The organism is Streptomyces sp. NPDC012508, from assembly GCF_042902595.1.
Classification (GTDB): Bacteria; Actinomycetota; Actinomycetes; order Streptomycetales; family Streptomycetaceae; genus Streptomyces.
Window position 1 is genome coordinate 26867 of the sequence record NZ_JBIBEO010000006.1, and the last position, 20632, is coordinate 47498.

General features: G+C 71.8%; 20 protein-coding genes. 8 read left to right on the forward strand and 12 right to left on the reverse strand.

Annotated elements, in window-relative coordinates:
- Positions 1–265: 265 nt before the first annotated feature.
- The gene (locus ACFY8U_RS20775) at positions 266–541 is read right to left on the reverse strand and encodes a GlsB/YeaQ/YmgE family stress response membrane protein (protein ID WP_361592480.1); all 276 of its coding nucleotides are present in this window, start codon (positions 539–541) and stop codon (positions 266–268) included.
- 179 nt (positions 542–720) lie between these two features.
- On the opposite strand from ACFY8U_RS20775, the gene ACFY8U_RS20780 reads away from it, so the two are divergent.
- Entirely contained in the window at positions 721–1065 is a 345-nt protein-coding gene (locus ACFY8U_RS20780; RefSeq protein ID WP_389572183.1) for a DUF3099 domain-containing protein, read from the forward strand.
- Between the two features lie 194 nt (positions 1066–1259).
- Positions 1260–1496, forward strand: a complete 237-nt coding sequence (locus ACFY8U_RS20785) for a hypothetical protein (RefSeq protein ID WP_389572185.1) — start codon at positions 1260–1262, stop codon at positions 1494–1496.
- Here ACFY8U_RS20785 and moaA read toward each other — a convergent pair.
- The 3 genes from moaA to ACFY8U_RS20800 all read right to left on the reverse strand — a co-directional run bounded on the left by moaA (position 1479) and on the right by ACFY8U_RS20800 (position 4626).
- Entirely contained in the window at positions 1479–2468 is a 990-nt protein-coding gene (moaA, locus tag ACFY8U_RS20790) for a GTP 3',8-cyclase MoaA (RefSeq protein WP_389572188.1), read from the reverse strand. The genes ACFY8U_RS20785 and moaA overlap by 18 nt on opposite strands.
- 152 nt (positions 2469–2620) lie before the next feature.
- Positions 2621–4246 (reverse strand): cation acetate symporter, encoded by a 1626-nt coding sequence (locus ACFY8U_RS20795; protein WP_389572190.1) that lies wholly within the window; start codon positions 4244–4246, stop codon positions 2621–2623.
- Positions 4243–4626 (reverse strand): DUF485 domain-containing protein, encoded by a 384-nt coding sequence (locus ACFY8U_RS20800; protein WP_361592496.1) that lies wholly within the window; start codon positions 4624–4626, stop codon positions 4243–4245. Before ACFY8U_RS20800 ends, ACFY8U_RS20795 begins: the two co-directional genes overlap by 4 nt.
- A 295-nt stretch (positions 4627–4921) precedes the next feature.
- Here ACFY8U_RS20800 and ACFY8U_RS20805 point away from each other — a divergent pair, with 295 nt between their 5' ends.
- Positions 4922–6460: a S8 family serine peptidase gene (locus tag ACFY8U_RS20805; RefSeq protein ID WP_389572192.1), complete on the forward strand. Its 1539-nt coding sequence runs from the start codon at positions 4922–4924 to the stop codon at positions 6458–6460.
- Positions 6461–6548: 88 nt separating this feature from the next.
- A complete protein-coding gene (locus ACFY8U_RS20810; protein WP_389572194.1) occupies positions 6549–7889 on the forward strand; it encodes a CoA transferase in 1341 nt (446 codons plus the stop codon).
- Here the strand turns inward: ACFY8U_RS20810 and ACFY8U_RS20815 are convergent.
- The 8 genes from ACFY8U_RS20815 to ACFY8U_RS20850 form a co-directional block, all read right to left on the reverse strand.
- Positions 7879–8922 (reverse strand): zinc-dependent alcohol dehydrogenase family protein, encoded by a 1044-nt coding sequence (locus ACFY8U_RS20815; protein ID WP_389572197.1) that lies wholly within the window; start codon positions 8920–8922, stop codon positions 7879–7881. The two genes, ACFY8U_RS20810 and ACFY8U_RS20815, sit on opposite strands and share 11 nt — an antisense overlap.
- 18 nt (positions 8923–8940) lie before the next feature.
- Positions 8941–9621: a lysoplasmalogenase gene (locus tag ACFY8U_RS20820; RefSeq protein WP_389572200.1), complete on the reverse strand. Its 681-nt coding sequence runs from the start codon at positions 9619–9621 to the stop codon at positions 8941–8943.
- The gene (locus ACFY8U_RS20825) at positions 9618–10580 is read right to left on the reverse strand and encodes a sterol desaturase family protein (RefSeq protein ID WP_389572203.1); all 963 of its coding nucleotides are present in this window, start codon (positions 10578–10580) and stop codon (positions 9618–9620) included. The genes ACFY8U_RS20820 and ACFY8U_RS20825 overlap by 4 nt, the downstream gene beginning before the upstream one ends.
- Before the next feature lie 140 nt (positions 10581–10720).
- Positions 10721–11434, reverse strand: coding sequence for a VIT family protein (locus ACFY8U_RS20830; RefSeq protein ID WP_389572206.1), 714 nt, complete (start codon positions 11432–11434; stop codon positions 10721–10723).
- Positions 11435–11458: 24 nt separating this feature from the next.
- A complete protein-coding gene (locus tag ACFY8U_RS20835; protein WP_389572209.1) occupies positions 11459–12682 on the reverse strand; it encodes an amidohydrolase family protein in 1224 nt (407 codons plus the stop codon).
- A complete protein-coding gene (locus ACFY8U_RS20840) occupies positions 12682–13965 on the reverse strand; it encodes an amidohydrolase family protein (protein ID WP_361642150.1) in 1284 nt (427 codons plus the stop codon). The genes ACFY8U_RS20835 and ACFY8U_RS20840 overlap by 1 nt, the downstream gene beginning before the upstream one ends.
- A 10-nt stretch (positions 13966–13975) precedes the next feature.
- Positions 13976–14860 (reverse strand): SDR family NAD(P)-dependent oxidoreductase, encoded by an 885-nt coding sequence (locus ACFY8U_RS20845; protein WP_389572212.1) that lies wholly within the window; start codon positions 14858–14860, stop codon positions 13976–13978.
- On the reverse strand, positions 14860–15657 hold the full coding sequence (locus tag ACFY8U_RS20850) for an acetoacetate decarboxylase family protein (RefSeq protein ID WP_389572214.1): 798 nt from the start codon (positions 15655–15657) through the stop codon (positions 14860–14862). Before ACFY8U_RS20850 ends, ACFY8U_RS20845 begins: the two co-directional genes overlap by 1 nt.
- A 96-nt stretch (positions 15658–15753) precedes the next feature.
- Here ACFY8U_RS20850 and ACFY8U_RS20855 point away from each other — a divergent pair, with 96 nt between their 5' ends.
- The 4 genes from ACFY8U_RS20855 to ACFY8U_RS20870 all read left to right on the forward strand — a co-directional run bounded on the left by ACFY8U_RS20855 (position 15754) and on the right by ACFY8U_RS20870 (position 20621).
- Complete coding sequence (locus tag ACFY8U_RS20855; RefSeq protein WP_389572216.1) at positions 15754–16416, forward strand: TetR/AcrR family transcriptional regulator; 663 nt, start codon at positions 15754–15756, stop codon at positions 16414–16416.
- Between the two features lie 153 nt (positions 16417–16569).
- Positions 16570–19179: an MXAN_6230/SCO0854 family RING domain-containing protein gene (locus ACFY8U_RS20860; protein ID WP_389572218.1), complete on the forward strand. Its 2610-nt coding sequence runs from the start codon at positions 16570–16572 to the stop codon at positions 19177–19179.
- Positions 19180–19358: 179 nt separating this feature from the next.
- Positions 19359–20333: a DEDDh family exonuclease gene (locus ACFY8U_RS20865; protein ID WP_389572220.1), complete on the forward strand. Its 975-nt coding sequence runs from the start codon at positions 19359–19361 to the stop codon at positions 20331–20333.
- Between the two features lie 54 nt (positions 20334–20387).
- On the forward strand, positions 20388–20621 hold the full coding sequence (locus ACFY8U_RS20870) for a hypothetical protein (RefSeq protein WP_361432443.1): 234 nt from the start codon (positions 20388–20390) through the stop codon (positions 20619–20621).
- The last annotated feature ends 11 nt before the right edge of the window (positions 20622–20632 follow it).

The following is a 20632-nucleotide window of genomic DNA, read 5'->3' on the forward strand; positions in this document are numbered from 1 at the left end:
GAGGCCGGTACGCGCGTACCGGCCTCCGGCGTTGTCGACGGGGGGCCACGGTGACACCGACGGCGCGCTCGCGCCCGGCCGACACCGCCCGCGCCCGGCCCTGGGAGCCCGCACCGCACCGCCGGAAGCGGCCGCGGGCGGGGCGCCGGGGCGTGTTCGTCCGTTCTCGGCGCGGCACGGGACGCCGGGCGTGTTCGCCCGCTCGGTGCGCTCGGATCGCCAGGCGGGTTCGCCCGTGCTCGGTGCGCGGACCGCGCCCCCGCCCCTACGCTCGTTGCTTGGTGCCTCTGGTCTTGGCCCACAGCATGTCGCCCAGGGCGACCACCGCGATGGCGAAGACGAGTTGGAGCACGTGTCGCGTCCAGTCGATGCCCCGGGTGTCCTCGACCCCGATCCAGCCCGCGACGGCGTTGCCGAGGAGGCCGCCGATGATGCCGCACACGGTCGTCAGCCACAGTGGGATCTGCTGCTTGCCCGGGATGATCGCTTTGGCGATCAGGCCGAGCACGAAGCCCACGATGATTGCCCACAACCAACTCATGTCGCCTCCTCATGCGGCGCAATCTGCGCATGTGGGCCCAGTCTCGGCTCATCAGTCATACGCCGCATGTCGGAGAGCGCCATACGTGCCCCGGTCTCCTCCGCCTCGGACGGCGGGCGTACCGTGGAGGCAGGCCCGGACCAGGGAGGGTCCGGCGTGGACGCTGGTGGTGGAATGCGATGCGGAAGCACGGCGGAGCAGAGGTCTTCCGAATCACCGGGGCCCGTCAGGGCCTCTCCGACGATGTCCGCGGCCGGGAACGGCGGTATGTGATCTCGATGTCGGTGCGGACGCTGTCCGTCATCGCCGCGGTCCTCCTGTGGAACGTCGAGCGCCATGTGGCCATCGTGGCCCTGGTGCTCGGTGCGCTTCTCCCCTACGTCGCGGTGGTCATCGCGAACGCCGGGCGCGAGAAGCCGCCGACCCTTCCCTCCACGTTCGTACCGGGCCCGACGCGCGTCGAGCTCCCCACCGGGGACGCCTCGGCGGAACCGCGAACGGAGCGTCCGTCCGAACAGAGTTGATCATCAGCGCGAGCCGAAAAGCTCAAGAAATGCTCAGATCAATGATGAAGTTCCGGTGCACCTCACCCCATCCCCCGTGACATACTGCCTACGCGCTCCGCATCCCCCGTCGGAGCGACGGACCGATGCCGGGCAGCTCCCCCCGTGGCTGCTCGGCATCGCCATTGTTGGACAATGATCGTGTGATCAATCCGGTGAGTGACCAGACCCCGATCGAGACGCCGATCTGCTCCGCCAAGGCCTGCCGCGCCGATGCCGTATGGGTGCTGGCCTGGAACAACCCCAAGCTGCACACGCCGGAGCGCCGCAAGACCTGGCTCGCCTGCGAGGAGCACCGCGAGCACCTCTCCCAGTTCCTGGGCGTACGGGGATTCCTGAAGGACGTCGTCCCGCTCGCGGAGTGGGAGTCGGACTCAGCCGCCGATCGCTGACATCGGCCGCTCCGGCTGGAGGAAGCTCGGGTCGTCCAGGCCCGAGCCGGCCTTCTTGCCCCACATCGCCAGCTTCCAGATCCGGGCGATCTCTTCGTCCGGCGCGTCGGAGCGCAGCGCCGCCCGCAGGTCGGTCTCCTCGGTGGCGAACAGACACGTGCGCACCTGGCCGTCGGCGGTGAGCCGGGTCCGGTCGCAGGCCCGGCAGAACGGGCGGGTGACGGAGGCGATGACCCCGACCGTGTGCGGTCCGCCGTCCACGACCCAGCGCTCGGCGGGGGCCGAGCCGCGCTCGTCCGCGCCCTCGGCGGTCAGGGTGAAGCGCGTACGCAGCGACTCCAGGATGTCCCCGGCGGTGATCATGCCGTCGCGCTTCCAGCCGTGCTGGGCGTCGAGGGGCATCTGCTCGATGAAGCGGAGTTCGTATCCGTTCTCCACCGCCCAGGCCAGCAGGTCCGGGGCCTCGTCGTCGTTGAGCCCGGGCATCAGGACCGCGTTGACCTTGACCGGGGTGAGGCCGGCGTCGCGCGCGGCGGCCATGCCGTCGAGCACATCGTGGTGACGGTCGCGGCGGGTCAGGGTCTTGAAGACCTCGGGCCGCAGGGTGTCCAGGGAGACGTTGACCCGGTCGAGACCGGCCGCCTTCAGCGCGGCGGCCGTCCGCTTGAGCCCGATGCCGTTCGTGGTCAGGGACATCTTGGGGCGGGGCTCCAGGGCGGCGCAGCGCTCGACGATGCCGACGAGGCCGGGGCGGAGCAGGGGCTCGCCGCCGGTGAAGCGGACCTCCGTGATCCCGAGGTCGGTGACGGCGATCCGTATCAGCCGGACGATCTCGTCGTCGGTCAGCAGGTCGGGCTTGGCCAGCCACTGCAGGCCTTCCTCCGGCATACAGTACGTACACCGCAGGTTGCACCGGTCGGTGAGCGAGACGCGCAGGTCGGTGGCCACACGGCCGTAGGTGTCGATGAGCACTGAGGGCCCCCTCCCTGTCGTTCGGTGATTTATACAGCGAGCCTACGCGAGACCACCGACAACCAGCAGGGGCCGATTGGAACGAGGACCGGAGCGGCCGCGTCGTAGGACCCTACGACGGGGCCGCCCCGTGGTCGCGTACCCTGCGCGGATCAGTGCGCTCCGACACCGGTGAGCGACTTGACCTCCAGCTCCGCGTACTTGCCCTTGTCCGGCTCCTCCTTGGAGAGGAGGGAGCCGAGCCAGCCGAGCAGGAAGCCCAGCGGGATCGAGACGATCCCCGGGTTCTCCAGCGGGAACCAGTAGAAGTCCACGGTCTTGAACATCGAGGTGGGCTTGCCGGAGACGACCGGCGAGAAGAGCACCAGCACGACCGAGGAGATCAGACCGCCGTAGATCGACCAGAGCGCGCCCTGGGTGGTGAACCGCTTCCAGAACAGGCTGTAGAGGATCGTCGGCAGGTTGGCGGAGGCGGCGACGGCGAAGGCGAGGGCGACCAGGCCGGCGACGTTGAGGTCGCGGGCGAGCGCGCCGAGCGCGATCGAGACGACGCCGATGAGGACGGTGGCCCAGCGCGCCGCGCGGACCTCCTCCTTCTCCGTGGCCTTTCCGCGCCGGATGACGTTGGCGTAGATGTCGTGCGCGAAGGACGACGACGAGGCCAGGGTCAGTCCGGCGACCACCGCCAGGATGGTGGCGAAGGCGACGGCGGAGATCACCGCGAGCAGGATCGCGCCTCCCGTGGAGCCGGCGCCGCCGCCGATCTCCAGGGCCGCGAGCGGGGCGGCGGTGTTGCCCGCCTTGTTCGAGGCGATGATGTCGCTGTTCTTCAGCAGGGCCGCGGCGCCGAAGCCGAGGACGATCGTCATCAGGTAGAAGGCGCCGATGATGCCGATGGCCCAGTTGACCGACTTACGGGCGGCCTTGGCGGTCGGCACCGTGTAGAAGCGGATCAGGATGTGCGGCAGGCCGGCGGTGCCGAGGACGAGCGCGATGCCGAGCGAGAGGAAGTCCAGCTTCGAGATGCCGGTGGCCCCGTACTTGAGGCCGGGCTCCAGGAAGGCCTGACCCTTGCCGCTGTTGGTGGCGGCCGCGCCGAGCAGGTCGGAGAGGTTGAAGTTGAACTTCAGCAGGATGAGGAAGGTGATCAGGAGCGTGCCGGCGATGAGCAGGACGGCCTTGACCATCTGCACCCAGGTGGTGCCCTTCATGCCGCCGATGGTGACGTACACGATCATCAGGACGCCGACCAGCGCGACGATGGCGATCTTGCCGCCGTCGCTGGTGATGCCGAGGAGCAGCGAGACGAGCACGCCCGCGCCGGCCATCTGCGCCAGCAGGTAGAAGATCGAGACGACGATGGTGGAGGTGCCGGCGGCGGTACGGACCGGACGCTGGCGCATCCGGTAGGCGAGGACGTCGCCCATGGTGAACCGGCCGGAGTTGCGCAGCGGCTCTGCGACCAGGAGCAGGGCGACCAGCCAGGCCACCAGGAAGCCGATCGAGTACAGGAAGCCGTCGTAGCCGAAGAGCGCGATGGCACCCGCGATACCCAGGAACGATGCGGCGGACATGTAGTCGCCGGAGATCGCGAGGCCGTTCTGGAAGCCGGTGAACTGGCGGCCGCCGGCGTAGAAGTCGGCGGCGCTCTTGGTCTGGCGGCCGGCCCAGACGGTGATGACGAGCGTGGCGACGACGAAGGCGCCGAAGAGGGCGATGATCAGTGGCCGGTGCTCGCTGGTGGCGTTGCCCGCCGCGAGGAGAAGGGTGCTGCTCACGCGTCGGCCTCCGGGTGCTCCATACGGGACTTGATGGCCTCGGCCTTCGGGTCGAGGCGGCTCGCGGCGTGCCGCGAGTAGAGCCAGGCGATGAGGAAGGTCGTGGCGAACTGGCCGAGGCCGAGGACGAGAGCCACGTTGATGTTGCCGAAGAGCTTGGTCCCCATGAAGCCGCCCGCGTAGTTGGAGAGCAGCACGTAGAGCAGGTACCAGGCGATGAAGGCGACCGTCAAGGGGAAGGCGAAGGAGCGGTAGGTACGGCGCAGTTCGCCGAACTCCGCACTCTCCTGCACCTCGACGAACGCCTCGGTCGTGGGCTGGGCGGGGCCGGGGTGGGCGTCCGTGCCGCCTTGGGGCGGCGGCAGTGCTTCGGTTGCCACGGAATCTCCTCGCGACGCGGGTGCTGTGGGCATGGACAAAAGGGCCTCACTGGGGGGATGGGGAACGGGCTCCGTTCGGAGCTCCTCCCCTGTCCAACGGCACGGGGCGCGGAGCGAAGTGGTTCACCGGAGTGGTTTTCTTCTCTGGAGCTTCTTCTGGATCTTCCTCCGGATCTACAGGAAATCCTCTGAACTCATTGATGGGGCGGGAAGATCAGCGATAGCTTCACTCGTCATGCACCTGCCCGTCCGCAATCCGCGGGCGGCCAGTACATACGGATGATGTGGAGAACCCATGGCTCATCTGGGATCGAGACGCGGCCGAGTACTCGCTCTGCCGGCCGGCCTCGCGCTCACGGCCTCGCTCGGCTTCCTTCCGACCGGCGCCTCCGCCGCGGTGGCGAGCGACACCCCGGCGACGACCTCCGTCTCGACGAACGGCCCCAAGCTGTCGTACGTCGTCAACGTCGAGGGGGGCCGCAAGACGGCCGACTCGGTGAAGAAGGCGATAGCCGCGGCCGGTGGCACGGTGGTCATCTCCTACGACCAGATAGGCGTCATCGTCGTCCACTCGCAGAACCCCGAGTTCGCGACGACGATCCGTAAGGCCCGGGGCGTGGTGTCGGCCGGTTCGACGCGCACCGCCCCGCTCTCCGTCCAGACCGACACCTCCGTCGGCGAGGGCGGCCAGGCGCTCAGCGCGTCCGAGGCCACGTCCGCCGCGGCCAGTGCGACGGACGACCAGGACGCGCTCGAGCCGCTCCAGTGGGACCTGCCCGCCATCCAGGCGGACAAGGCCCACAAGAGGACGCTCGGCAGCCGGAACGTGACGGTGGGCGTCATCGACACGGGTGTCGACGACACGCACCCGGACCTGGCGCCGAACTTCGACGCCAAGGCCTCTGCCAACTGCGTGACGGGCAAGCCGGACATCACCCCCGGCTCGTGGCGTCCGAACGCGGGCGAGAGCGACCACGGCACGCACGTCGCCGGCACGATCGCCGCCGCCAAGAACGGCACCGGCGTCACCGGTGTCGCGCCGGGCGTGAAGGTCTCGGGCATCAAGGTGTCCACCCCTGACGGCTTCTTCTACACCGAGGCCGTCGTCTGCGGCTTCGTGTGGGCGGCCGAGCACGGCGTCGACATCACCAACAACAGCTACTACACGGACCCGTGGCTGTTCGCGTGCAAGAACGACGCCGACCAGAAGGCGCTGATCGAGGCCGTCACCCGCGCGACCCGCTACGCGGAGCGCAAGGGCACGGTCAACGTGGCGGCGGCCGGCAACTCCGCCATGGACCTGGCGTCGGACGAGCTCACGGACGCCACCAGCCCGAACGACACCACACCGGTGACCCGGGTCATCGACCCGAAGGAGTGCCTGGACTACCCGGCGATGCTCCCGGGCGTGGTCACGGTCTCCGCGACCGGTGCCAAGGACCTGAAGGCCTCGTACTCCAACTACGGTGACGGCGTCATCGACGTCGCGGCCCCCGGCGGCGACCGCACCGAGTACCAGACCCCGGACGCGCCCGCGGTCAACGGCCGGATCCTGTCGACCACGGTCAACGGCGGCTTCAACTACAAGGCCGGTACGTCGATGGCCTCGCCGCACGCCGCCGGTGTGCTCGCGCTGCTGAAGTCGACGCACCCGAAGGCGAGCCCGGCCGCGCTCAAGGCGATGCTGTACGCGCAGGCCGACGACCGCGCCTGCACGAACCCGTACGACATCAACGCCGACGGCACCGTCGACGCGGTCTGCGAGGGCGGCAAGAACAAGAACGGCTTCTACGGAGCCGGTCTGGTGAACGCGCTCGACGCCGTGCGCCGGTAGGCACGACGCCGACAGGCACGGAGGGGCCCTGGAGTGGTGCGCCACACCAGGGCCCCTTTTGCGTGGCACGGAGTGCCATCATGCGGGGATGGACAACACAGTGCGTACGGGTACGGAGTTGTTGTGGTCGGCCCTGGGCGGCGATCCCGCCCTGGTGGACCGGGTGGCGTTCACCGGCCCGTCGGGGCTGCTGGCGGCGCGGCTGCCGGTGATGGACCTGGCGCGGGCGACCGTGGCGGTCGCGGGCCTGGCCGCGGTGGAGCGGGGCGGCCTGCCGGGGAAGGTCCGGGTGGACGACGGGGCCGTGGCCACGGCCTTCGTGAGTGAGCGTCACCTCCGGGTCGACGGCCGGGCTCCGGTGAACTTCGCGCCCCTGTCCCGCTTCTGGAAGGCGTCCGACGGCTGGGTCCGTACGCACGCCAACTATCCCCACCACCGGGCGGCGCTGCTCTCCGCGCTGGGTGTGCGGGAGGAGTCGGTGCAGGCCGTGGCGGCGGCGATCGCCGAACGGAAGGCCGTCGAGACCGAGACGGCGGTGTACGCGGCCGGGGGCCTGGCGGTCGCCCTGCGCACGCCGGAGGAGTGGGCGGCGCACGAACAGGGCCGGGAGGTGGCGGCGCGGCCGCTGCTGGCGCGGGAGCGGCTGGACGACGCGGCCCCGGCCCGGAGACGGCGCTCGGGCCCTCTGCGGGTCCTGGACCTGACCCGGGTGATCGCCGGGCCGGTCGCGACGAGGACGCTGGCGCTGCTCGGCGCGGACGTGCTGCGGATCGACCCGCCGGGCAACCCCGAACTGCCCGACCAGCACGCGGACACGGACATCGGCAAGCGGACGGCGGCGCTGGACCTGGACCGGCCTTCGGACCGGCGCGTCCTCGACGGCCTGCTGGACGAGGCGGACGTCCTGGTGACCGGCTACCGCCCCGGCGCCCTGGAGCGCTTCGGCCTTCAGCGGCCCGGGCTGGTGATCGCGCGGATCTCGGCGTGGGGCGACCACGGGCCGTGGGGCGAACGGCGCGGCTTCGACAGCCTGGTGCAGGTGGCGACCGGGATCGCGGCGACCGAGGGTTCGGCGGACGAGCCGGGCGCACTGCCGGCGCAGGCCCTGGACCACGGGACGGGGTATCTGCTCGCGGCGGCCGTGCTGCGGTCCCTGACGGAGCGGGAGAGGGAGGGCGGCACGCGGCTCGTACGCCTGGCCCTGGCGCAGACGGGCCACTGGCTGACGCACACCCTCCCCCGCTACGAACCGGCCCGCCATCTCACGGAGACGCCCAGTCCCTTGGGCCTCCTGCGCCACGCGCTGTCGCCCGTCTCGTACGACGGCGGCCCGACGGGCTGGTCCCGCCCGCCGGGCGTGCAGGGCGGGGACGATCCCACGTGGGGTGACCCCACGCGGGATCCGCGCGCGGACCCCGCTACGGCTTGACGAGGACCTTCAGGGCGCTGCGGTCGTCCATGGACTTGTAGCCGGCCGGGACGCCTTCGAGGTCGACGGTCCGGTCGAAGACCGGGGACGGGTCGATGGTGCCGTCGAGGACGTCCGGGAGCAGCTCGGGGATGTACGCGCGGACGGGCGCGACGCCGCCCCGCAGCGCGATGTTGCGGTCGAACATGACGGAGAGGTCCAGCCCGGTACCGCTGCCGTGCGGGACGCCGACGTAGCCGATGGAGCCGCCGTCGCGGGTGATGGCGACGGCCGTGCGCATCGACTGCTCCGTGCCGACCGCCTCGATGACGGCGTGGGCGCCCTGGCCCCCGGTGAGCTCGCGTACGGCGGCCTCCGCGGCCTCCCCGCGCTCGGCGACGACATCGGTGGCGCCGAAGACGCGGGCGATGTCGGTACGGACGGTGTGGCGGCCGAGCGCGATGATCCGCTCGGCGCCGAGCCGCTTGGCGGCGAGGACGCCGCACAGGCCCACGGCACCGTCGCCGACGACCGCGACCGTGGAGCCCTTGCGGACGCCCGCGCCGAGCGCGGCGTGGTGGCCGGTCCCCATGACGTCGGAGAGGGCGAGGAGCGCGGTCAGCAGGCGGTCGTCGGAGGCGGCCTCGGCGGGCAGCTTGACGAGGGTGCCGTCGGCGAAGGGGACCCGGACGGCCTCGCCCTGGCCGCCGTCGGAGCCGACCGAGCCCCAGAAGCCGCCCCGCGGGCAGGAGGTCTGCAGGCCCTCGGCGCAGTACTCGCAGGTGCCGTCGGACCAGACGAAGGGGGCGACGACCAGATCACCGGCGGAGAAGCCGGAGACGGCCGGGCCCGCGGCCTCGACGATGCCCAGGAACTCGTGCCCGATGCGCTGACCGGGCTGCCGGGCGGACTCACCGCGGTAGGCCCACAGGTCGCTGCCGCAGATACAGGCGCGCAGGACCCGGACGACGACGTCGGTGGGGTCCTGGATCGCGGGGTCGGGCACGTCCTCCACGCGCATGTCGAACGGGGCGTGGATGGTGGTGGCGCGCATGACGGACGGTCCTTGCTCTCAGTCGGCGGTGCTCCGCTCACCGTACGCCTGTGGGAGCACCCCTGCGGTCAGCAGGTACTGGGCGGCGATGTAGGTGGCCATGATCCAGACGTCGGGGGCGGGCAGCTGGGGCCACTCGGCGATGCCGGTCGCGATGAGGGTGTCGGAGAGCAGGAACAGCGCGCCGCCGATGCCCGCCGTGAGCCCGAGGGAGCCGGAGCGGTACGCCATGGCGGCGAGCAGGAGCGAATAGCCGGCGACGGGGATCCGCAGCTCGGCGGGGAGGTCGGGCCAGAGGGGCACGAGGGTGCCGACGAGGGCGGCGGTGTAGGCGATGGCCAGGGGGACGGACGCCCGGCGTCGTCCGAAGAGCGCGAGGTAGCAGACGTGACCGGCGGCGAAGCAGCCCATGCCGACGAGGAAGGTCCAGTCGGCGTCGCCGAGCAGGAGGACGTCGCCGCCCCAGCCGAGGAGGAGCGCGACGACCAGGAGCTTCGGTGCGCCGCGGGTGGCGGCGTACGCGGCGAGCAGCGGCATCAGGAGGGGTTTGGCGATCCGGTGTCCGAGCTCGACGCCGGCGAGGAGGGAGACCAGGTCGACGGCGACGGCGAGCGCGAAGGCGGCGAGGAGGGCGCGGGAGAGCACGGCGGGCGGGGCCGAGGCGGCGACAGTCACTCCCTGCGTACGGGTGGTGCTCACGCGGCGGGCTCCGGAGCGGCGGAGCCCGTGCCCTGTGCGGCGACCGGTCCGGGCGAGAGGGCCGGCCCGGGGGCGAGGAGGGGTCCGGGCGAGAGAACCGGCCCGGGCGTGGCGAGGGGTCCGGACGCGGCGGCCGGCTGCCATCCCGGCCCTCGGAAGACGCGCCCGGCGCGCTCCCGCCAGCTCGTGGCGGACCGTACGTCCCGGGCGATGGCGGCGTACTCGTGGGTGGCGACGCGCAGCGGGTTGTACGTCGCGATGTTCTTGGTGAGCCCGAAGACGGGCCGCTCGGTCTCCCCCACCCAGGAACCGAACATCCGGTCCCAGATGATCAGGATGCCGCCGAAGTTCCGGTCCAGGTAGCCGCCCTGCGAGGCGTGGTGGACACGATGGTGGGAGGGGGTGTTGAGGACGTACTCGAAGGGCCGGGGCAGCCTGTCGACGCGCTCGGTGTGGATCCAGAACTGGTAGACCAGGCTGACCGAGGAGCAGAAGGCGACGGCGGCCGGGTGGACACCGAGCGCGATCATCGGCAGGTAGAACGGCCACGAGGTGAAGCCGGTCCAGGGCTGGCGCAGCGCGGTGGAGAGGTTGAACTTGCGGCTGCTGTGGTGCACGACGTGCGACGCCCACAGGATCCGGATGACGTGGTGGCCGCGGTGCTGCCAGTAGTAGAAGAAGTCCTGGGCGAGCAGCATCAGCGGGATCGTCCACCACAGGACGGGGAGGCGGAGCGGGGTGAGTTCGTGGACCGCCGTGTAGATCGCGACGATCGGGATCTTCCACACGAGGTCGACGAAGAGACTCCCGAGACCCATGCCCATGCTCGTGGCCGTGTCCTTGGCCTCGTACCCGGCCGCGTCGTCGTCGGGACGGAGGCGGTAGCTCACCATCTCCAGGACGGCGAGCAGGACGAACGCCGGTATGGACCAGAGCACGACATCGGGCAGGTTCGGCATGCCGATGACGGTAGGGGCGCGGGTCCGGGTGCGACTAGACGTCGTTACCAACAAGTATGCGAGACGACTTGTCAGCAACCTCTGGCACCTTCTGACAGGACCGGTCGGCGTACGCCATCGGACCGGATCATGCGGATCCGCTAGACCCCCGCCGCCCCCAGCAGCGACCCCACCCCGTACGTGACCGCCATCGCCAGCGCCCCGCCGCCCATCGTGCGCAGGACCGCGCGGCGGGGTGGGGCCGCGCCCAGGCGGGCGCTCCACCAGCCGGTGAGGGCGAGGGCGGCGAGGACCGAGAGGACCGTGATCCACAGGCGGGTCGACGCGGGCGGGAGGACGATCGCGAGGAGGGGGAGCAGCGCTCCGGCCGTGAAGGCGAGGAAGCTGGCGGCGGCCGCGTGCCAGGGGTTGGTGAGCCGGTCGGGGTCGATGCCGAGCTCCACGCGCGCGTGGGCGCGCAGGGCGTCGCGGGCGGTGAGCTGTTCCGCCGCCTCGCGGGCGACCGCCGGGGTGAGGCCGCGGGCGGCCAGCAGCTCCGTCAGCTCCACCAGCTCCGCCTCGGGGTCCTCGCGGAGTTCGCGCCGTTCCTGGGCGAGGGCCGCCTTCTCCGAGTCCCGCTGGGTGGAGACCGAGACGTACTCTCCCGCCGCCATCGACAGGGAGCCGGCGAGCAGGCCCGCCAGGCCGGCGGTCAGGAGCGCGGAGCGCGACTCCGTCGCGCCGGCGACGCCGACGACGAGGCCCGCGGTGGAGACGATTCCGTCGTCGGCTCCGAGCACGGCGGCCCGGAGCCAGTTGAGACGGGTGCCGAGGCCGCCGCCGTGGGCTTCGTCGTGGGCGGGTGGGTCAGTCACCCGGGGAGGGTCTCATCCGGTCCGTCACCAGACGCGTACCGACCCGCCGGGGGCGAAGGCGGGGCTCGTCGCGCCCGCCGGGACCTCCTTCAGGGGCTCGGCGATCTCCTCGACGGTCGGGCCGTACACGGCCGCCAGGGAGTCCAGGAACGGCAGGTCGAAGCCGTAGACCCTGGCCGCGTTGCCGCCCGCCATCGCCGCCACCTCGTCCCTGGGCAGCCCCGCGTAGGCGATGCGGAGGCCTTCGCGCGAGTACGGCGTCGTGCCCTCGTCGTGCGGGTAGTCGCTGCCCCACATGATCTTGTCGAGGCCGATCCGGTCGCGCAGCGGCACCTCGTGCGGGCGCATGAAGCTCGCGCCGACGAAGCAGTTGTCGCGCCAGACCTCGCTGGGGCCCTTGCCCATGGACTCCGCAAGGCCCGCGCCGAACTTGGACTCGGCGGTGGCCGCCCGGGAGGCCGCCGCGACCAGGCGGGCGTGGTAGTAGTCCAGCATCTCGACGACCCCGGGGATCCAGCCCGAACCCTGCTCGGTGAGGACGAGCTTGAGGTCTGGGTGGCGGCGGAACGCGCCGCCGAAGACGAGGTGCCAGAGCGCCCGGTGCGAGAACCACGTGGTCTCCACCATGAACACCGCGCGCGCCGCGGGTTCGTCGCCGAGGGGCGGCGAGGCGGAGCCGCCGTGGTGGTTGACCGGGACGTCCAGCTCCGCGCAGACCGCCCAGATCGGGTCGTACGTCTGCGAGTACAGCTCGGGGATCCCGCTGCCGGGCGGGGCGCCCGGCAGGAGGATGCCGCCGGTGAGGCCGGCCTCCTTCGCGCGGCGGATCTCCTTCACGGCCTCGTCGACGTCGTTGAGGAGGATCTGCGCCACGCCCGCACGGCGGCCGGGGGCGTCCGCGCAGAAGTCGGCGAGCCAGCGGTTGTGCGCGCGCAGCCCCGCCCAGCGCTGCTCGAACTCCTCGCGGCTCGGCGCGGGCGCCATCAGGGAGGCGGAGGGGAAGAACGGCGGGATGGTGTTGGGGAAGACGACCTCGGCGACGATCCCGTCCGCCTCCAGCTCGCGCAGCCGGCGCCGGGAGTTCCAGTTGCGGTCGGCGGTGTCGGCGAGCAGGTCCTCGTACGGGTTGACGTAGCCGGCCGCCCAGGCGTCGAAGGCGTCGTGGTGCTTCTTCTCGAGGTACGGCCTGTAGTCGAGGAGGTCGGCGCCGGCGTGGCAGTCCGCCGAGATGACGGTGTAGCGGTCCATCAGTTCACCCCCAGAGCGGGGAAGTCGTGGTCCGTCAGCCAGTGGCGGCCGACCTCGCGGGAGCGGGCCCAGGAGGCTTCCACGGCCTCCTGGTCGGGTGATTGGCCCAGCTCGGCGGGGGTCGGACCGATACGACGGGCGATCGGATCCAATGTCCGGACATCGAATCCGAAGACCTCGGCCGCGGCGAGGCCCAGCATCCGCCGCGTCTCCGCCACCGGGATGTCGTGGAACGTGTTCCGCAGCCACGCGCGCGTGTTGGGCCAGGTCCCCTCCGGGTGCGGGAAGTCCGAGCCCCACAGGATGTTGTCCACGCCGATCTCGTACCGCTGTGCCAGCTCGCGCCGCTTGGTATTGGTGGCGCAGATGAAGACCTGACGGTCCAGGTACTCGCTCGGCGGCCGCCTCAGCTCCGCGAACGGGGAGAGCTTCTTGCCGCCGTGCGCGCCGAGGTAGAGCCGGTCCATGAACCAGAGCAGGTTCGGCAGCCACCAGCAGCCCGACTCGGCGACTCCGAACTTCAGCCCGGGGTGACGCTCGAAGACCCCGGACCAGAGCAGGAACCAGAGCGGCCTGGCCGGCCACCAGGTGACCTCGCTGACGTAGATGCCGAGATGGTCGCCGTACTCCTCGCGCGGCGCCGCGCCGGAGTGGGTGACCAGCGGCATGCCCGTCTCGGCCGCGGCCGCCCAGATCGGGTCGTAACTCCGGTCGTGGTACGGCTCCTTGTCCACCCACATCGAGGGGATCATCAGCGCGCCGAGCCCCGATTCCCTGGCCCGGTGGATCTCGGCGACGACCTTGGACGGCTCCGCCGTGATCGGCAGCAGCGCCACCCCGCAGTGCCGCTCGGGGTTCTGTCCCACGAACTCGGCCAGCCAGCGGTTGTGCGCCTGCGCGCCCGCCATGCCGAGCTCCGGGTCCTGGTCGCCGGAGAGCCCGAGGCCGACCCCGAACGGCGCGGCGGTCTGGCTGTCAACGGCGTCCGCGTCGGGGAAGACGACCTCGGCCGCCACCCCGTCGCCGTCGAGCTCCTTGAGCCGCTGGGCGGCGTCCCAGCCGCCCCGCAGCCCTTCCTCGTTGTCGCTGAACCACTTGTTCGCGAAGGCCTCGTTGCGCACCCCGAGCCGGGTCATGGCCTCGCGGCGGGCGTCCCGCCCGGCGAGGAACTCGTCGAAGGCGCGGTGGAACCGGGAGTCGAGATAGGGCCGGTAGCGCTCGGTGGGCAGACCGGCGTGACAGTCGGAGGAGATGATCAGATACGGGTCGTTCGGATCGGCCATGACGGACCCCTCAGTCGAGAATGAAGCTCTCCAGGTACGACGGGTTGGCGCGGTCGAGCATCGACTGCGAGCGCGCCCGGATCTGCCGGTCGCTGTGCTCGCTCGCCGGGAGCATCCAGAACCGGTCGGCGCGGATGCCGTCCACGACGTGCTCCGCGACCTCCTCGACGGGCGTGAAGGCGACCTCGTGCCCGGCCTCCTTCATCGCCGCCTCCCACTGGTCCAGGCTGCGGTACGGGGTCTTGCGCGGCCGCTCCTTGGCGTACCGCTCGGGCCGGTTGCGGTGCGACTCCCACAGGCCTGTGCGCAGCATGTGCGGGCCTGGGAAGAGGACCGACGCCCCCACGCGCGCGTGCTCGGCCTTCAGATGCGCGTACAGCGACTCGGTCATGGTGACGACGGCCGCCTTGGTGACGGCGTAGACGGAGGCGGTCGCCAGCGGGGCGATCCCGCCGTCGCCGGAGGAGGTGTTGACGACGTGGCCGGGCTCACCGCCGGCGATCATGCGCGGGACGAAGGCCTGGATGCCGTGGAAGACGCCCCACACGTTGACGGAGAAGGCCCACTTCCAGTCGTTGGGCTCGTGTTCCCACATGCGGCCCTCGGCTCCTGAGCCGACGCCGGCGTTGTTGCAGAGGACGTGCACGCCGCCGAAGGTGTCGAACGCCGCGTCCGCGAGGGCCCGTACGGAATCCGCGTCGCTGACGTCGACGGTACGGGCGAGGACCTGCGCCCCGCCCTCCGTCAGCTCCTCGGCCGCCTTGGCGAGCGCGGCCTCCTCGACGTCGCCGAGGACGACGGCGAGCCCCTCGGCGGCGAACCGGCGCGCCATCGCGAGACCGATGCCGCTCGCCGCGCCGGTGACGACCGCGACCTGCCCCTGGCGCAGCTCCATCACACGCTCCCTTCCGGAGGTCCGTCGAGGATCTGCTGCGGGTCGTCGTAGCGCTGGTGGATGTAGGGCAGGAGGGCCTCCGCGCTCACGCGCTCCACCACCCGCCCCTTCTGGTCGGTGGTCTTCTCGCCGATGGTGATCTCGACGATCCGGCGTACGGGGAGGTCGGCGACGGGGTCGTACATGGACTCGCGCAGCACCACGTCACCGGTGATCCGCTCCAGCTTGCGCACCTTCTCGCCGCGGACGCAGTGCACGAGGACGGGGTCGGCGTCGAAGCCGGTGCCGTCCACGGCGGGCAGGAACTTGAAGTAGAAGTCGGTCTTCTCGGCGGGCTCCGGCAGGGGCAGCGGGCCGGAGACCGCGCCGCGCACCTCGACGAAGGCGATGCCGTGGCGTGCGAGGGAGGCGCGGACGACGAGCCCGTCGCGTTCGACGACGACCTCGCCGAGCTTCTTGGGCTCGCCGAACACCTCACGGCCGCCGATGAGGGCCCGCTCCAGGGTCATCGGCATGACGAGCGGATACCAGCCCTCTTGGCCTCCGTGGGCGGCGGCGACGGCGACCGAGCCGGCGCCGAGGGGGTAGCCGGGCAGGTCGACCTGGGAGATGTTGGCCCGTACCAGGGGCCGTTCGGTGGGTTTCAGCGGGGGCGGCAGGACGGCCGCGACCACGTCCGGATCGGTCTCCCAGACGGCGACCACTCCGGTGGACCAGATGTCGGGAAGCTTGCTGCTCTTGGCGCGGGCCGCCGTGATCTCGGCGTCGGTGCGCGCCCCGTACCGTACTCGTGCCATGACGTACCACCCTTCAGGGACCGTCGGCCTGTAACACAGTTACACCGGCGGCGATGAAGGGTAAATAGCCGTGCACGGAAGAGAATTGGGGGGACGATGGCGCGCACCGCACTCACCCGCGAGGAGGTCCTCGCGACCGCCGCCGCTCTGGTGAGGCAGCACGGCCCGGACGCCCTGACCATGCGCAAGCTCGCCGCCGAACTCGGCACGGCGGTCACCTCGATCTACTGGCACGTCGGCAACCGCGAGTCCCTGCTCGACGCGCTGGTCGAGCGGACGGTCGCCGATCTCTCGGCCATCACCCCGCGCGGGCGCACTCCCGCCGACCGGATCGTCTCGGTGGCCCGCTCGCTCCGCCGCGAACTGCGCGACCGCCCGCATCTGGTGGCGATGGTCCACGAACGGGGCCTGACGGAGCGGATGTTCCTGCCCGCTCAGCGCGCCCTGGCCGTCGAGGTGCACGCGGCGGGCCTCCGCGGCGCGCGGGCTGCGGAGGTGGTCCGCGCGGTGCAGGTCCAGGTCGTCGGCTACGTACTCGTGGAACGCAACCGCGAGCGGGCACCGGTCCAGTCGCCCGCCGAGGAGGAGCTCTGGGAATCGGAGACGACCGACCCGGACGACCCCTCCCTCATCCGCGCGCTGGCCCGCCCGATCGACCCGGAGCGCCTCTTCGTCACCTCCGTGCGGGCCCTGGTGGACGGCCTGTTGAGACGTCGGGGCTCCGCCGCCGGCTCCCCGAGCCACGCGCTCCCCGACTAATTCGGTGGCACGCGCGCGTGGTGCCGTCCTAGGCTGCGTTCACGCGGGGACGGCTCCGCAAGCGTGCTTCCTTCTCACTCTTTCTATGACACCCGTAGCGCGCTCACTCTCCGTCTCCGCCTCACTCTTCCCCTCCCTCCTGGAGATCCCTTTTTGTCTGTGGTGTCGTCCGTCCTGCTCCGCCGTCTCCGTACGGTCTACGTCGATCAGGCCGGGCCCCGCCCCGGCGACCCGTCCACCGCCGAAGGCCTCACCGCTCTGGAGGCCGAGCTCCTGGACCGGGGCTTCGCCCCCACCGCCGAGCTGCGCGAGGCGCTCGCCTGGCTCGGTCCCGCCGGACTCGCCGACGCGGGCAGGCAGTTGCTGCGCCACCTGGACGCGGAGTCGGGCGTCGACCGCCCGCACATGCCGCTCTTCCGGTCGTTCCCGGCCTCCGTCCCCGACGACACGTTCGCGCTCTACGTCGACCGGGTCTTCACCCTGCTGCTCCAGTGGCCGACGCAGCCGTGCGTCCTGTGCGGCACCGCCGGAACCGTCCACGCGGTCTCGCCCTGCGCCCACCTCGTGTGCCGTCACTGCTGGGACGGGGCCGAATACGACGGCTGCCCGATCTGCCACCGCCGGATCGACCCCACGGACCCGTTCCTGAAGCCGAAGGCCGCGACCGCGAATGCCGAGGACGAGGGCGAGGACGAGGGCGAGGAGTCCTCCGTCGGGCCGCTCCGGCTGCTCGCGCTCGGCCGCGACCGCCCGGCGGACGCGGCGAAGGCCCTGCTCACGCTGATGGCCCGGCGCACACCGCTCTCACCGGCCGACCGCGACGACCTGAAGGTGCTGCTCACCCACGCGCCCACGGTGCTCGACTGGCTGCCCGACGAGATCCCGGTACGCGCGACCAAGGCGCTGGTCCTGGGCACGCTGCTGCTCGACCCCGGCACCCGGGACGCCGTCCTGCCCGAGCTGGACGTCCGGCTGACCACCGCGACCGACGTCCTTCGGCTGCTCGCCGTCTGGTCGGGCGGTGAGGCGGACCTGCTGGAGCCCCGGCGCTTCCGCTCGCTGCCGCGCCCGCTGCGCCGCCGGCTCCTCACCGTCCTGGACGGCCTCGACGTGACCTCGCTGGTGGAGGATCTGGCGCGCCACCCGGGTCTGTGGAAGAAGGCCGCCGAGATCCTCCACCCCTTCGAGCGACACGACCGTCACCCCCGGGCGGCCATGGCGTTCGCGGTGCTCCGCGCGACGGACACGACGGCCGTCTCGCACGGCGAGGCCCTGCTGCGGACCGCCGCCGAGCACCCCCACGCGGTCCGGGTCGACGGCGGCCGCCTCAAGCCGCACACCTGGGCGGGGCGCGTCGAGACCGCCCTGGCCGAGCGGGACCTGGACACCGCGCTCCCGCTGCTCGCGCAGCGCCCGGGCGAACTGGCGCGACGCCTCGACCATCTGCTGCGGCTGTACGGCTCCGACACCCTCCACGCGCGCGTGGCCGAGACGCTGCGCCGCGCCCTGCCCGGTGCGGGCCCCGGACCGCTGCTCGCGGCGCTCGGGCAGCTGCGGATCCGCCATCTGCCCGGCGACCAGAGGGTGTTCTTTCCGCGCGGCCGGGTCACGCACGCGTTCACGACGGACGACCGGCGCGCTCCCCTGCCGACCGCGCTGACCGAAGAGGTCTGCCGGCTGCTGGAGAGCGAGGTGCTGCGCAGGCTCGCCGCCGCGCCCCGGTTCGACACCGCCGTCCTGGACTCCGCGCTCGCGGGGCTCGCCGTGCCGTCCGCGGAGGGCGCCGCGGCCAAGGCTCTGGTGTCGGTGCCGCGCGGTTCGACGCAGCCGTTGCCCCGGGGCGAGGTCCTGCGCATGTTCCTGCACTGGACCCAGCCGAGGAAGACACGGGTCGACCTGGATCTGTCGGTCGCCCTGTACGACGCGGACTGGTCGTACGTCGGGCTGTGCGACTACACCAACCTCGTCTACGGCAAGCGGGCCGTCGTCCACTCGGGCGATCTGGTCTCGGCGCCCGCGCCCAAGGGGGCGACCGAGTACGCCGATCTGGACCTGACGGCACTCGCCGAGGCCGGGGTGCGGTTCGCGATGCCGATCGTGTTCAGCTACAACAACGTGCCGTTCGAGCAGCTCCTCGACGCCTTCGCCGGTTTCATGACCCTCCCTTCCAGGGAGGGCAGGGACGCGACGTACGACCCGAGGACCGTCCGTCAGCGCTACGACCTCGTGGGCGACGCCCGGATCCATGTGCCGATGCTGGTCGACCTGGAGCACCGCACCTTCCTCTGGACGGATCTGCATCTGCCGCCGTCCGAGGGGTTCCAGAGCGTGTGGTCGCACAGCGCGGACCTGGGCCGGGTCGGCAAGGACCTGTACCAGTACTTCACGGCCGGGCGGACGACGTTGTGGGATCTGGCGGTCTGGCACGCCGCCGCCCGGACCGACGCGGTGACCGTCCTGCGACGGGCGCACGAGGGCCCTGACGAGGTGTGGGAGTACCGGCGCGGGAGCGAGGAGCCTGTGGAGTCGTTCGCCGACCGGATCCGTACGGCCGGCCCACCCGACCGGCGCCGTACGGCCGAGGACGGGCGGGCCGTGGCGGCGGCGGGCGCGAGCGGCCGGAACGCCTTCCTCGCCCTCCTCGACGGCGACGTCGTGCCGGACGGCGCGACCGGGACGGTCTACCGCCTGCTGCCGGGGCCGGTGGACGGCTGCGGTCTCGAACAGGCCGCGGCCGGTGACCTGGTGGCCGCTCTCGGCTGAGGCCGCCCGGCGGATCCGGGCCGGTCTCGGCTGAGCCCGTCGGGCGGCTCCGGTGGAACTCCCCCACGGTGCGGGCGTCATGGCCGTCGCGGGCTCGGCGGCGCGTCAACCGGATGGCCGGTTCCGGTCGGCGGCGGGGCACCGGGGGGCGGGGGTGTCAGTAGGGGCCCGTATTCTCAGTGACCATGCTCGACGACCGTACGACAGCAGCAGCGTGGCCGGCCGCCTACCCACAGGGGTACGCGGTCGTCGACGTGGAGACCACCGGACTCGCCCGCGACGACCGGATAGTGTCGGCTGCCGTCTATCGGCTGGACGCCCAGGGCGAGGTCGAGGACCACTGGTACACGCTGGTCAACCCGGAGCGGGACCCCGGGCCGGTCTGGATCCACGGGCTGACCCGTGACGTGCTGGAAGGCGCGCCGCTCTTCCCGGAGATCGCCGCCGAGTTCTCCGAGCGGCTCGACGGCCGGGTCCTGGTGGCGCACAACGCGCTCTTCGACTGGTCGATGATCGCCCGGGAGTACGCACGGGCCGAGCGCACCGCCCCCGTGCGGCAGCGGCTGTGCACGATCGCCCTCGCCAAGGAGCTGTCGCTGCCGCTGCCCAACCACAAGCTGGAGTCCCTGGCGGCGCACTTCGGTGTCGTCCAGGAGCGGGCGCACAACGCGCTGGACGACGCCCGGGTGCTGGCCGAGGCGTTCCGGCCGAGCCTGCGCGCGGCGGCCGAGCGGAACGTACGGCTGCCGCTCCTGGAGTGCCGGCCGCTGACGGAGTGGGTGTCCACGCCCGCCCCGGCCCGGATCGGCCACCAGGCCTCGTACCACGCGAACGGCTGGCGTCCCTCGCGGAAGCGGCCGCCGTGCCCGCACCCCAACCCGGGCCGCTACGAAGCGGACAAACCACTCAAGCAGGGCATGCGGGTGGCGTTCTCGGGCGACACGTCCATCGACCGCGAGCTGCTCGAGGACCGCGCGGTCGAGGCGGGGCTCCATGTCGCCACGAGCGTCTCCCGGCTGACGAGCCTGCTGGTCACGAACGATCCGGACGCCGCCACCTCCAAGACGGTGAAGGCGAAGTCCTTCGGCACCCCGATCGTCGACGAGGCCGCCTTCACCCAGCTGCTGCGCGACGTGGCCCCGGCAGACGGGTGACGCACCGGGCGTGCCGCCCGCACCTCGCCCGGGTCACGTCGCACCCTGTGGCGCATGGCACGTTGTGAGGTCTGCGGAAACGATTACGGCATGTCCTTCGAGGTGCACGCGCAGGGCGCGGTGCACGTCTTCGACTGCTTCTCCTGCGCCATTCACCGCATGGCGCCCATCTGTGAGCACTGCAAGGTCCAGATCATCGGCCAGGGCGTCGAGGTCGAGGGCACCTGGTACTGCGGCGGGCACTGCGCTCGGGCCGAGGGAAAGGTGGGGATCGTCGACCACGTATGAGCCGCGGCAGC